This is a genomic window from Streptomyces sp. NPDC048419 (assembly GCF_043200415.1).
Classification (GTDB): domain Bacteria; phylum Actinomycetota; class Actinomycetes; order Streptomycetales; family Streptomycetaceae; genus Streptomyces.
In genome coordinates this window covers 19,029-32,006 of record NZ_JBICXT010000003.1, presented here as the reverse complement: position 1 = coordinate 32,006, position 12,978 = coordinate 19,029, and the positions used below count along the sequence as shown (strand labels likewise).

At 71.3% G+C, this 12,978-nt stretch carries 9 protein-coding genes; 2 read left to right on the top strand and 7 right to left on the bottom strand.

Annotation, left to right across the window (positions count from 1 at the left end; translation table 11 throughout):
* Positions 1–11: 11 nt before the first annotated feature.
* From ACGFYN_RS07870 to ACGFYN_RS07845, 6 genes are all read right to left on the bottom strand, one after another.
* Positions 12–599: a hypothetical protein gene (locus ACGFYN_RS07870; RefSeq protein WP_393864897.1), complete on the bottom strand. Its 588-nt coding sequence runs from the start codon at positions 597–599 to the stop codon at positions 12–14.
* Positions 584–1,576 carry a ParA family protein gene (locus ACGFYN_RS07865; RefSeq protein ID WP_393865320.1) on the bottom strand — a complete coding sequence of 331 codons (993 nt, stop codon included), beginning with the start codon at positions 1,574–1,576 and terminating at the stop codon, positions 584–586. The genes ACGFYN_RS07870 and ACGFYN_RS07865 overlap by 16 nt, the downstream gene beginning before the upstream one ends.
* A 552-nt stretch (positions 1,577–2,128) precedes the next feature.
* Entirely contained in the window at positions 2,129–3,253 is a 1,125-nt protein-coding gene (gene ald, locus ACGFYN_RS07860; RefSeq protein ID WP_393864896.1) for an alanine dehydrogenase, read from the bottom strand.
* A 132-nt stretch (positions 3,254–3,385) separates the two neighbouring features.
* A complete protein-coding gene (locus ACGFYN_RS07855) occupies positions 3,386–5,455 on the bottom strand; it encodes a tetratricopeptide repeat protein (protein WP_393864895.1) in 2,070 nt (689 codons plus the stop codon).
* Between the two features lie 173 nt (positions 5,456–5,628).
* Positions 5,629–6,255: an NUDIX domain-containing protein gene (locus ACGFYN_RS07850; RefSeq protein ID WP_393864894.1), complete on the bottom strand. Its 627-nt coding sequence runs from the start codon at positions 6,253–6,255 to the stop codon at positions 5,629–5,631.
* 98 nt (positions 6,256–6,353) lie between these two features.
* A complete protein-coding gene (locus tag ACGFYN_RS07845; RefSeq protein ID WP_393864893.1) occupies positions 6,354–8,018 on the bottom strand; it encodes a CTP synthase in 1,665 nt (554 codons plus the stop codon).
* A 464-nt stretch (positions 8,019–8,482) separates the two neighbouring features.
* On the opposite strand from ACGFYN_RS07845, the gene ACGFYN_RS07840 reads away from it, so the two are divergent.
* Positions 8,483–10,285: a glycoside hydrolase family 15 protein gene (locus ACGFYN_RS07840; protein ID WP_393865319.1), complete on the top strand. Its 1,803-nt coding sequence runs from the start codon at positions 8,483–8,485 to the stop codon at positions 10,283–10,285.
* A 22-nt stretch (positions 10,286–10,307) separates the two neighbouring features.
* On the opposite strand, the gene ACGFYN_RS07835 is transcribed toward ACGFYN_RS07840, so the two are convergent.
* Positions 10,308–11,246: an LLM class F420-dependent oxidoreductase gene (locus ACGFYN_RS07835; protein WP_393864892.1), complete on the bottom strand. Its 939-nt coding sequence runs from the start codon at positions 11,244–11,246 to the stop codon at positions 10,308–10,310.
* An 88-nt stretch (positions 11,247–11,334) separates the two neighbouring features.
* Between ACGFYN_RS07835 and ACGFYN_RS07830 the strand changes: the two genes are divergently transcribed.
* A complete protein-coding gene (locus ACGFYN_RS07830) occupies positions 11,335–12,978 on the top strand; it encodes a PucR family transcriptional regulator (protein ID WP_393864891.1) in 1,644 nt (547 codons plus the stop codon).

Here is a 12,978-nt window from a genome sequence, read left to right as displayed (position 1 = left end):
GCAGGCTATCGCTACCGCCCGCGCAGCCGACGTACGAGGATGCTCGCGTCCCCGCGGGACTCCAGGTCGGCCAGCACGACGGCGACCGCCTCACGGACGATGCGCCCGCGGTCGACCGCCAGCCCGTGCTCACCGCGGAGCACCAGACGCGCGTGCTCCAGATCCATGAGCTCCTCGGCGGACACGTACACGGTGATCTTCTCGTCGTGCCGCTCCCGCCCACTGGGCCGGCGCGAGGGCGAGGACCGGCCGCGTTTGCGGGGCTGGGCGTTGGCGGAGACGGCGGCAGAACCTTCCTGCGCCCCCTGACGTCGCCCGGGGTGCTCTCCGGACGCGGCACGGCTGCGGGACTCACCGGCGTCGGCCGGCTCCGGCTCCGCGGCCACGTGCTCCGCGCCCTCGCCGTCACCGCCCTGTGCGGGCACCGAATGCGGCGCGTCCTCGGGCGACGCGGCCGCGGCCCCGTCACTCTCTCCGGCGGGCGCGGGGACACGGGCTTCGCCGTTGGCCCCCCGCCGCGGAGTGGACGGCTGGAGTGCCATTCCCCCTGTCGTACGGAAGAGTTCGTCGGCCCCCGGCAGACTCACTCGGCGTGACACCGGGCGAGCACCTCCCTGGCGAGCTGGCGATAGGCGGCGGCACCGACGGAGTTGGAGGCGTACGTGGTGATCGGCTCACCGGCGACCGTGGTCTCCGGGAAGCGGACCGTGCGCCCGATGACCGTGTGGTAGACGTGGTCGTCGAACGCCTCGACGACACGCGCGAGCACCTCACGGCTGTGCACGGTGCGCGAGTCGTACATGGTGGCGAGGATCCCGTCGAGCTCCAGATCCGGGTTGAGGCGCTCCTGGACCTTCTCGATGGTCTCGGTCAGCAGCGCGACACCACGCAGTGCGAAGAACTCGCACTCGAGCGGCACGATCACCTTGTGCGCCGCGGTCAGCGCGTTGACGGTGAGCAGGCCGAGGGAGGGCTGACAGTCGATCACGATGTAGTCGTAGTCGGCCATGAGCGGCTTCAGGGCGCGCTGGAGCGTTGACTCACGCGCGACCTCGCTCACCAGCTGAACCTCGGCGGCGGACAGGTCGATGTTGCTGGGCAGCAGGTCCATGTTCGGGACCGCCGTCTTCAGGAGCACCTCGTCGGCCGCCATGCCCCGCTCCATGAGCAGGTTGTAGACGGTGAGGTCGAGCTCCATCGGATTGACGCCGAGGCCCACCGACAGCGCGCCCTGCGGGTCGAAGTCCACGAGCAGCACACGCCGTCCGTACTCCGCGAGCGCGGCACCCAGGTTGATGGTCGACGTCGTCTTGCCGACGCCGCCCTTCTGGTTGCACATCGCGATGATCTTCGCGGGGCCGTGCTCGGTCAGCGGGCCCGGGATCGGGAAGTACGGCAGCGGCCGTCCGGTCGGACCGACGCGCTCACGGCGCTGCCGGGCAGCGTCGGGCGCGAGCGTGGCCGCGTACTCGGGGTCGGGCTCGTACTCCGCGTCGGGGTCGTAGAAGTGCCCTTCGGGCAGTTCGTCGTAGTCGGCGAAATGGTTGTGGGGCGCGCCACTTCCGTCGCCGGCCATGGCGTTCACGTGATGGCCATCCATGCTCTGGTGTGCAGCCCGGATCACCTGAGGACCCGGGCTCTGATGGGCTGCGAAGGTGCGCACAGCGACGGAGCCGACAGCCTCGAACCCCGCGGGACCCTGGTCCCGTACAGGCGCTCCTGGTTGACCACCCCCGGGAGAAAATGTCGACTCATTCACAAGTCGTCTTACCTCCTTGGTGACCAGGAAACTTCTAGACAGGTCAGCGTGGCACCATGCCGACGGTTGGCGACTCTATGGCGTGTCGGGCGTCCGCAGCAACACAATCCGCCGGACCCGGCAGGATGTGTCGGCAATGAAACATCCCTCTGTCAAGGGCGTACGGCCGTCGCACGGCAGGTTTCGCCGGTGTGCGAATCGACATAAGGGTTACGTTCGAGGCGAGTTGACCGAGAGCCGCAAAGTGACCATACACACATCCGGCCGGACCTCGTCGGGCAAGGTCCGGCCGGGTGCGCGCTGTTGACGACCTGTGTTGACGTATCGCCTTTTACCGAATGGTGACTTAGCGGCTCGACGACCGTGCGGTCAGCCGAGCAGGGTCTCGAGCTCGATGTGCTCCAGGCCGTGCGCCTCCGCGACCTCGCGGTAAACGACCTTGCCGTCATGCGTGTTGAGGCCCTTGGCCAGCGCGGGGTCGCGGCGCAGCGCCTCGGCCCAGCCGCGGTTGGCCAGTTCGACGATGTAGGGCAGCGTGGCGTTGGTGAGTGCGTAGGTGGAGGTGTTGGGCACCGCACCCGGCATGTTGGCGACGCAGTAGAAGACCGAGTTGTGGACCTTGAAGGTCGGCTCGGCGTGCGTGGTCGCCCGTGAGTCCTCGAAGCAACCGCCCTGGTCGATCGCGATGTCGACAAGAACACTTCCCGGCTTCATGCGCGCCACGAGCTCGTTGGTGACGAGCTTGGGGGCCTTGGCGCCCGGGATGAGGACGGCGCCGATGACGAGGTCGGCGTCCAGGACCGCCTTCTCCAGCTCGAGGGAGTTGGACATGATCGCCCGGACCTTGGTGCCGAACACCTTGTCCGCCTCGCGCAGCTTGTTGATGTCGCGGTCGAGCAGCGTGACGTGGAAGCCCATGCCGACGGCGATCTGGGTGGCGTTCCAGCCGGAGACGCCGCCGCCGATGACGACGGCCTTCGCGGGCTGGGTGCCGGGGACACCACCGGGCAGCACACCGCGGCCGCCGTTGAAGCGCATCAGGTGGTACGCGCCGACCTGCGGGGCCAGCCGGCCCGCGACCTCGGACATGGGGGCGAGCAGCGGCAGCGCGCGGCTGGGGAGCTCGACCGTCTCGTAGGCGATCGCCGTGGTGCCGGACTCGATGAGCGCGTCCGTGCACTCCTTGGAGGCGGCCAGGTGCAGGTAGGTGAAGAGGGTCTGGTCCTTGCGGAGGCGGTGGTACTCCTCGGCGATGGGCTCCTTGACCTTCAGCAGCAGGTCCGCGGTGGCCCACACCTCGTCGGCCGTCTCCAGGATCTGTCCGCCTGCGGCGGTGTACTCCTCGTCCGGGATCGACGAGCCGACGCCGGCGCCGCGCTCGATGACGACCTGGTGGCCGTTGCGCACCAGCTCGTGCACTCCGGCGGGGGTGATGGCCACCCGGAACTCGTTGTTCTTGACCTCGCGGGGGATGCCGACCTTCACGTCGATCACGGTCCTTGGCTCGTGGATGGGGCAATACAACACATACCCAGGCATGCATGGGCACACCAGGAGACACCGCAGGAGAAGGTGCGGCAGAGCCAGTCTAATGAAGGCGTTCCCGCTGTCTAGCCTTTCATTGCATCAATCTTCAGTGGATGCACTACGGATTTCGCAGGCATCACCGTCCTGTTTCGGGTCTTCGATCTCTTCCGGACCCTCCGGGTCCTGCGATTCCTCGCCCAGCAGCCGCTCCGCGGTGCCCCGGTGCAGCTGTGCCGAGGCGGGGTCACCGAGGCGTTCGAGCGTGTCCGCGAGCCGCAGCTGGAGCGCCGCCTGGAGCCGTACGTCCTCCGCCCGGCGGGCCAGTTCCACCGCCTCGTGACAGGTGAGCAGCGACTCCTCGGGCCGTCCCGCGTACTCCTGGACACGGGCGACCTCGCTCAACGCCCGCGCGTGGGCGGCCACATCGCCGCTCTTGCGGTAACCGGCGATCGCGGCGCGCCAGCCGCGCAGGGCCTCGCCGTAGCGGCCCGCGTAGGTGTGGGCCACGGCGATCCGGCCGTAGAGCCGGGCCGCGCCCTCGCGCTCGTCCCGGGCGAGGCGATCGGCCAGGGCGCGGCCGAACCAGTCGGCGGCCCGGTCGTAGTCCCCGAGCTCCAGGTGCGCGCCACCTACGGATTCCATCGCGCGGCCGGTCGCGTACGGGTCATTCGCCTGCCGTCCGGCGTCCAGCGCTGCCCGATATCGCACCAGTGCGTCCCGGGTACGGCCGGTCCGGGCGTCCAGATCGCCGAGGTTCAGCAGGGCCGCGGCCTGCTCCCGGGGCAGCTTCTGCCGCTCGGCGACATCCAGCACGAGCCCGTGGATGCCGTACAGGTCGGGGGCGGCGGCCCGGGTGCCGAAGTGCGCCACCATGGCCTTGACCAGCTGCGACATCAGCCGGCGGGCGAGGGTGTCCAGCTCGCCGTCCGCGACGGCGAGCCGCGCCGCGGCCAGCAGCGCGGGCCTGCGGACGCGCAGCCACTCCTCGGCGGCCCGCGGGGTCGGGAAGCGCACGGAGGGCGGCATTCCCTGGAGCTTCTCGCGCGACCCGGCGTCGTCGGTCTCGGTGATCGTCCGGCAGGACTGCAGCAGCCGTACCGTCCGCTCCAGCATGCGGGCGCGGGCCAGCTGGAGCTCTCCGGGCCGGTCCAGGGTCTCGGTGAGCCGCTTCAGCAGGGGGTACAGGCAGCCCGGCACCTCGTACTGCGGCAACGGCGACCGGATCGGCCGCAGCAGGCCGAGGGTGACGAAGCCGTCCAGGGCGCTGCGGGCGTCGTTCACCGAGCAGCCGGCCAGCGCCGAGGCGGTGTGCGGGTCGACCTGGCCGGCCGGGGCGAGGGCGAGCAGCCGCAGCATCCGGGCGGTCGCCGCGGGCAGGGAGGCGTGGACGAGCCGGAAGACCCGGCTGAGTGCGGTCCCCTCGTCACCCTCCGTGTGCATCTGCTTGGCGAGGTCGGCGACGGCCGCCTTGGGCCGGGTGGCGAGCCAGCCGCCGGCCAGCCGCAGCGCGGCCGGCTGGGCCTGGCACTCCTCGACCAGGCTCTCGGCCGCCCGGGGGTCGACGGTGATGCGGACCGAGCCCGTGTGCCGGCTGAGCAGCTCCACGGCCGACTTGGTGTCGAGGCCGCCGAGAGTGCAGGGGCGGACGTCGGAAATTCCGGTGAGGGGGCCGCCGGAGACGGCCACGACCAGGCAGTCCGGCGTCTCCGGCAGCAGGGCGTCGACCTGCGCGGCGTCGGCCGCGTCGTCGAGCAGGACCAGGGCCCGCCGGTCGGCGAGGGCCGTGCGCAGCTCCCCGGCCAGGTCGTCCTCCGAGGCCCCGGCGGGAGCGGGCAGGTCCAGGGCCGCGAGCAGTTCGCGGGCGGTCTGGGCGACGGGGACGGGCGTGCCGTCGTGTCCGCTCAGCCGGGCCCGGAGCACCCCGTCGTCGTAACGGTCCGCAACCTGCCGGACCAGTTCCTCGGCGAGGGCCGTGCGTCCGGAACCGGGTCTGCCCGCGATGAGCAGCACGCGCGCGCGTGGGGCCTTGCGGCCGGAGAGGGTGTCCAGCCCCGCGCGCTCGATGTCGGCGCGAAGCTCCTTCAACTCCCTTGTACGGCCGAGGAATCGGCTCTCTTCAGCGCGCCCCGCCGGCCGTACACCGTCTGTGTCCACCGCCTGATCCGTCACGGGCCACACTCCCGTCCCACCGCACGCGCAAGCCCGCCGGGACTCCGGTTCGGGCGTGCTCAGAGCCTAGTTCACGCTCTGCTACGTTCCGTGCGGAGCGCGGCGGACAGGTCCCCCGATCGGATCAGCCGATGGTCACACTGGTGCAGCAGTGGGTGCGGGGACCGGTGCGTTCAGGACTCGAAGGGACGCGCGGGCCACGGCGCCTCGGCCGGGCGCAGTGCGTCGAGCCCGTCACCGTGCTGCGCGGCGACGAGCGAAAGGACGCCGACGACAAGGCAGTTGTTGTGCAGCTCCCCCGCCAGCACGCCCCGTACGAGGTCTTCGAGGGGTACCCGCGCGAGCTCCATGTCGGCCTCTTCGTGCTCGACCTCGAAGCGGTCGCCCTCGGCCTCGGACAGGTCGCGGGCGAGGAAGATGCGCACGGCCTCGTCGCAGCCGCCGGGGGTGGTGTAGACGTCGGTCAGCACCCGCCAGTCCTCGGCCTTGACGTGCGCCTCCTCGTACAGCTCGCGCTGGGCGGCGTGCAGCGGGTTCTCGCCGGGGATGTCGAGCAGGCCGGCCGGGATCTCCCACAGCTTGTGGCGCACGGGGTGGCGGTACTGGCGGATGACCACGACCCGCCCCGCGGCGTCGAGGGCGAGAACGGCGACCGAGCCGGGGTGGACCTGGTAGTCGCGGCGGGCCACATGACCGTCGGGCATGACCACGTCGTCGGTGCGGACAGAGGTCTTGTTGCCCACGAAGGGGGTGTCCGTCGCCCGGATCTCCCACTCCTCCGGGGTGTCCTTGATCGTCATGCCCTGCCCTTCCGCACACTTCTGAAAAGTCACGCCAAATGAAGCCGGGGTGCTCACCTTTTGAATGCGAGCACCCCGGCCACCGTACAACTGTCGTGCTACTCGGAACTCTTGCCCTGGTCCTGCTGGCGCTGGACGGCGGCCTTCACCAGACCCGCGAACAGCGGGTGCGGGCGGGTCGGGCGCGAACGCAGCTCGGGGTGCGCCTGGGTCGCCACCAGATAAGGGTGCGTCTCGCGCGGGTACTCCACGTACTCCACCAGCTTGCCGTCGGGCGACGTGCCGGAGAACAGGATGCCGGCCTTCTTCTCCAGCTCCGCGCGGTAGGCGTTGTTGACCTCGTAACGGTGACGGTGCCGCTCCTCGACGTACTCCTTGCCGTCGTACACCTCGCGAACGATCGAGCCCTCGGCCAGCTTCGCCGGGTACATGCCCAGGCGCATGGTGCCGCCCATGTCGCCCTCACCGGCGACGATGTCGAGCTGCTCCGCCATGGTGGAGATGACCGGGTGGCCGGTGGCCGAGTCGAACTCGGTGGAGTTGGCGTCCGTGATGTCGGCCAGATTGCGCGCCGCCTCGATCACGATGCACTGCAGGCCCAGGCAGAGGCCGAGCAGCGGGATCCGGTTCTCGCGGGCGTACTTGATCGCGCCGACCTTGCCGAGCACACCGCGGTCGCCGAAGCCGCCCGGGATGCAGATGCCGTCGGCGTCGGCGAGCTGCGCCGCGGCACCGGCCGGGGTCTTGCAGTCGTCCGAGGTGACCCACTTGATCTTCACGCGGGCCCGGTTGGCGAAGCCGCCCGCGCGCAGCGCCTCCGTGACCGAGAGGTAGGCGTCGGGCAGGTCGATGTACTTGCCGACCAGGGCGAGGGTTACCTCGTGGTCAGGCTTGTGGACGCGGTTGAGCAGGTCGTCCCAGGTCGTCCAGTCGACGTCGCGGAACGGCAGGTCCAGCTTGCGGACGACATAGGCGTCCAGGCCCTCGCCGTGCACGGTCTTCGGGATGTCGTAGATGGAGCGGGCGTCGGGGCAGGCCACCACGGCGGCCTCGTCGACGTCGCACATCAGCGAGATCTTGCGCTTGATCGCGGTGGGCACCTCGCGGTCGCAGCGCAGCACGATGGCGTCCGGCTGGATACCGATGTTGCGCAGGGCCGCAACCGAGTGCTGCGTCGGCTTCGTCTTCAGCTCTCCCGAGGGGCCGATGTACGGCAGGAGCGAGATGTGAACGACGAAGACGTTGTCCCGGCCGACCTCGTGGCGCACCTGGCGGACCGTCTCCAGGAAGGGCAGCGACTCGATGTCGCCGACCGTGCCGCCGACCTCGGTGATGACGACGTCCACCTCGTCCGTGGCCATGCGGCGGATACGGTGCTTGATCTCGTTGGTGATGTGCGGGATGACCTGCACGGTGTCGCCCAGGTACTCGCCGCGCCGCTCCTTGGCGATCACCGTCGAATAGACCTGGCCTGTAGTGACATTGGCGGAGCCGTCCAAGTCACGGTCCAGGAAACGCTCGTAGTGTCCGATGTCCAGGTCCGTCTCGGCGCCGTCGTTCGTGACGAACACCTCACCGTGCTGGAAGGGGTTCATCGTGCCCGGGTCGACGTTCAGGTACGGGTCGAGCTTCTGCATCACCACGCGCAGGCCCCGGGCCTTGAGCAGCATGCCGAGGCTGGAGGCGGTGAGGCCCTTGCCGAGCGAGGAGGCGACACCCCCGGTGACGAAGATGTGCTTGGTCGTCGTGGATTTGGGCGTCATGGCCAAAGGGGGGCTCCCGTGGTCTCGGTCTGGGGTGCGGTTCCGGGGTTTTCTCGCCCACCGGTCCACGGGCTACCAGGGTATCAGCGCCCGGAGGAGATGGCTTCCGGCCACGCTCCGCACACGAGTCACCACGGACCCGCACGGTCTCCCGGATTTCTCACCCGTTGCTCACCCGTTCGGCCTATCCGGGTTGTCCCGAGGGGCACACAGATCATCTACGTGCGTCGTATCCTGCTCGGACACTCGCTGCCGAGCCCGGCCGGCAACACGGCACCACCCCCGTCCGTTTGCTCCGGAACAACGAGAGCTCGTCAGTTCGTTGAGCAACAATCGTCGTTTTGCCACACGGCTGGACGCCTGCTTTGCTTCACCGCTCAACGACGCATTGAAAAAACCCCTTGACCGACTTGGCGACAGCCCCCGTATGGGGGTCTGACGTGGCCGTTCGACTGGAGTTGCACGTGGCCGGGCGCATCGAAGACTACGCACTCATCGGAGACATGCAGACCGCTGCCCTGGTCTGCCGGGACGGCACAGTCGACTGGCTGTGCCTGCCCCGCTTCGACTCGCATGCCATCTTCGCCGGCCTGCTGGGCACCGAGGAGCACGGCTTCTGGCGGCTCGGGCCCGCGCACGCCTCCGACGCGCGGCCGCCCACCGCGGCCCGGCGCGGCTACCGCGGCGACTCCCTGATCCTGGAATCGGAGTGGGACACCCCGCGCGGCACGGTCCGGGTGACCGATTTCATGCCCCCTCGTGACGGCGCTCCGCAGCTGATCCGCATCGTCGAGGGCGTCTCGGGCCGCGTCCCGATGCGCTCGGCCCTGCGGATGCGTTTCAGCTACGGGCGTGTGGTGCCGTGGGTGCACAAGCACGACGGGCGCACGGTCGCCGTCGCGGGACCCGACTCGGTATGGTTCGACACCGAGTGCGAGACCTACGGCAAGTCCCTGACGACATACTCGGACTTCACGGTCGCTCCAGGTGACCGGATCGCGTTCACGATCTCCTGGGAGCCCTCGCACAAGCAGCCGCCCGCGCTGCCGGAGCCGGAGACATCGCTCCAGGCGACGGAGGACTTCTGGCGCGAATGGGTGGAGCACTGCACGTACCACGGCCCGTACCGCGAGGCCGTGATCCGCTCCCTGATCACGCTGAAGGCCCTGACGTACGCGCCGACCGGCGGCATCGTCGCCGCCCCCACCACCTCCCTGCCGGAGGACATCGGCGGCGTGCGCAACTGGGACTACCGCTACACCTGGCTGCGGGACGCGGCCATCACCCTCTCCTCGCTGCTGCGCACCGGCTACCGCGAGGAGGCCCGCGCCTGGCGCGAGTGGCTGCTGCGCGCGGTGGCCGGCGACCCCGAGAACCTGCAGATCATGTACGGCATCGCGGGCGAGCGCGAGCTCGGCGAGGCGGAGCTGGACTGGCTGCCCGGCTACGAGAACTCGGCGCCGGTGCGGGTCGGCAACGGCGCGGCGCACCAGCTCCAGCTGGACGTGTACGGCGAGGTCACCGAGGCCCTGCACCTCGGCCACATGACCGGCCTGGCCCGCAGCGACTACGCCTCGCTGCTCCAGCTCAAGCTGATCCGCTACCTGGAGCAGCACTGGGAGGAGCCCGACGAGGGCATCTGGGAGGTGCGCGGCCCGCGCCGGCACTTCGTGCACTCCAAGGTCATGGCCTGGGTCGCCGTGGACCGCACCATCAAGCTCCTGGAGTCCGGGGAGGCCGACGGCCCGCTGGAGCGCTGGCGCCGGCTGCGGGAGGACATCCACCGGGACGTGTGCGAGAAGGGTTACGACAAGGAGCGCAACACCTTCACCCAGTCGTACGGCTCGAAGGAGCTGGACGCCTCGCTGCTGCTGATCCCGCAGATGGGCTTCCTGCCGCCGGACGACAAGCGCGTGATCGGCACCATCGAGGCGATCCAGCGCGAGCTGTCCACGTCGGACGGCTTCATCCTGCGCTACCCGACGGAGGGTTCCAGCGAGGGCGTCGACGGCCTCCCCGGTGACGAAGGGGCCTTTTTGGCCTGCTCCTTCTGGATGGCCGACGACCTGGCGATGATCGGCCGCGTGGACGAGGCCCGCAAGTTGTTCGAGAAGCTGCTCGCGCTCCGCAACGACCTGGGCCTGCTCGCCGAGGAGTGGGACCCGCGCCTGCAGCGCCAGGTCGGCAACTTCCCGCAGGCCTTCAGCCATGTGCCGCTCATCGACACGGCGCTGCGCCTGACGGCGTCGGGGGCGTACGGCGGCTGACCTCAGGCCGGCCTGAGCGCTGTCAGGGTGCGCTCCCCCGCCGGGTCGGCGGCCGTCGCCGGCACCAGCGCGATCTCGTCGAGCCCGGCCTCGGCGTACGCCTCGATGCGGGCGCGTACGGTGTCGAGGCCGCCGACCAGACCGACCTCCGCGGCGGCCTCCGCGGGCAGCGCGCGCACCAGCGCGTGTCGCGGTCGGCTCCGTCGGCGGCCAGCCGCACCGCCTCGCCGAACCCGGCGGCGGTGAACACATCGCTGTACCCCGGCACGGTCAGATAGCCGGCGATGCTGCCCAGGACCTGCGCGAGCGACTCCGGCTCCGGGTCCACCGCCGCGGGCAGCCAGGCGGCGAGCGAGGGCGGCGTACGGCCCGCCTCGGCGGCCGCCGCGTCCAGCTTGGCGCGCAGTTCCCGCACCTGCCCAGGGGAGACGACGTCGAGCAGCATGCGGTCCGCGTGCGTGGCCGCCGCGGCGATCGCGCGGTCGCCGAACGCGGCGACGGTGAGCGGGCCGCCGGGCGGCGCGAGCCGGCGCCGGAAGGGACTGCCGGGGACGACGGGCCCGCCCGGCGCGGCGTGCAGCAGCCCGCGCACGGCTGCCGCCGTCTCCTCCAGCACGGCCGCGGGACACGTCCTGGGCCGCCCGTGCACGCCCTCGACGACCCTCCTGCTGGAGGTGCCCAGCGCCACGCCGACCGTCCGTCCGGTGACGGCGGCGACCGACGCGGCACCGCGGGCGAGGGTGTACGCGTCGCGCACGGACACCGGCACCGGACCGGCCGTCAGCGCGACCCGCCCGGTGGCCCGCCCGATCGCGCCGGCGAGGACGAAGGAGTCCCACGTGGGCCCCTCCCCCGCCCACACCTCCCGGTAGCCCAGCAGGTCGGCGATCACCCCGACCCGCAGGGGCTCCTCGACGGGACTGCCGTCCTCGCGTGCCGCGGCCACCACACTGAATTCCATGCCCCGCCCGCTACCCGGCCGCCCCGGCCGTAACCGCCGCGACCACCCGGAGATGTCGTGGGGGCATCGGCGCAGGTAGCGTCCGGCTATGCACAGCGGTACGGACAGCAGATACGAGTCCCACGGCGCCGGGATCACCGTTCAGCGGGCGCTGGAGCTGCCCGGTCTGCGCAGCGGGCTGCCGGAGGTGCTCGCGGGCGCCGACCGGCTGCAGCGCACCGTGCGCTGGGTGCACGCGGGCGAGGTGCCGAACATCGCCTCGCTGCTGAAGGGTGGCGAGCTGCTGCTGACCACGGGATACGGGCTCGGCACGCGTCCGGCCGACCAGCGGGCGTTCGTGCGCACCCTGGCCGAGCGCGGCATCGCGGCTCTCGTCGTGGAGCTCGGACCGCGCTTCGCACGCCTGCCCGCCGCCTTGGTCGACACGGCGCGCACGGCCGGGCTCCCGCTCGTCCAGCTGCACCGCGAGGTGCCCTTCGTGACGGTCACGGAGGAGATCCACACCGAGATCGTCAACGGCCACTACGCACTCCTCCAGCAGGCGGAGGAGGTGCACCGCCGCTGCACCGAGGCCCTGCTCGGCGGCGGCGGGGTGCCCCAGGTGCTCGGCATCCTGGCCGACTTCGGCGGCAACCCGGTCTTCCTCGAGACGCCGGACGGGCAGTTGCTGTACGCCGCCGGGTCCGGGCCCGAGGGCGCGGACCCGCTCCAGGTGTGGGAAGGGCTGCGCGGCCAGCACAAGGACACCCCGCCGCTGTCCGGTTCGGTGCTCGTGGACGTGCCCGGAGGAGGGCCCGGGACGGGTTCGGTACGGGCACGCCTGGTCCTGCTTCCGGTACGGGCCCCGCTGGTGCCGGTGCACCGCATGGCGGCCGAGCGGGCGGCGGGCATCCTGGCGGTCGTCCTGATGCAGGCACGGCAGGAGGAGGAGCTGGCGGCGCGGGGCCGCGGCGACTTCCTCACCGACCTCGCCGAGGGCAGGATCACCGCGGCGGACGCGCCCGCGCAGGCGCGCGTGCTGGGCTTCAAGCCGGGGAGCAGCCCGCTTCTGCCCGTCGTCATGCGGCTGGGCGACGCACTCGCCCCGGGCGGCGGCTGGGCGGTGCTGGCGCGCGCGGTGTCCGAGGAGCTGGCGTCCGTCGGCGTCCCGGTCCTGCTGGGCGTCCGGCCCGTCGAGGGCCGGGTGCTCGTGCTGCTGGGCCTGCGGTCGGAGTCGGAGCGCCCGACGGTCGCGGACCGGGTCGCGGCGGCGCTGCGGGCGGGCGTGGAGCGGGCCGGGATGCACCGGCCCGGGGCGCAGCCGCCGGTGGTGGTCGTCGCGACGGCGGGCAGTTGGGCCGCGGCGTCGGCGGGCCTCAGACACGCGGCGGAGACGGCGACGGCGGCGCAGGGCCTGTCGGACCGTCCCTGGTACGACGCCCGCCGCCTGGACATCGACCTGCTGCTGTGGCGGCTGCGCGACCACCCCGACCTGGCGGCCTTCGTGGACCGTGCGATCGGCCCGCTGCGCGACCACGACGACCGCTCCCGGCCGCCCCTGCTGCCCACCCTGGAGACGTACTTGGCGCACGCCGGCCGCAAGGCGGAGACCGCCCGCGAACTCCATCTCAACCGTCAGACCCTCTACAACCGCCTGGCCCGCATCGGCGAGTTGCTCGGCACGGACCTCGACGACCCGCAGACGGTCATGGCGTTGAGCCTGGCCCTGCGGGCCCGCCGGCACGTGTCGTAG

What these genes read in the sequence shown, in the direction of transcription:
- ACGFYN_RS07865 (WP_393865320.1), bottom strand. Translation starts at nt 1,576, where the DNA reads ATGGCCGGCGACGGAAGTGGCGCGCCCCACAACCATTTCGCCGACTAC.
- ACGFYN_RS07850 (WP_393864894.1), bottom strand. Translation starts at nt 6,255, where the DNA reads ATGACGATCAAGGACACCCCGGAGGAGTGGGAGATCCGGGCGACGGAC.
- ACGFYN_RS07845 (WP_393864893.1), bottom strand. Translation starts at nt 8,018, where the DNA reads ATGACGCCCAAATCCACGACGACCAAGCACATCTTCGTCACCGGGGGT.
- ACGFYN_RS07835 (WP_393864892.1), bottom strand. Translation starts at nt 11,246, where the DNA reads ATGGAATTCAGTGTGGTGGCCGCGGCACGCGAGGACGGCAGTCCCGTC.
- ACGFYN_RS07830 (WP_393864891.1), top strand. Translation starts at nt 11,335, where the DNA reads ATGCACAGCGGTACGGACAGCAGATACGAGTCCCACGGCGCCGGGATC.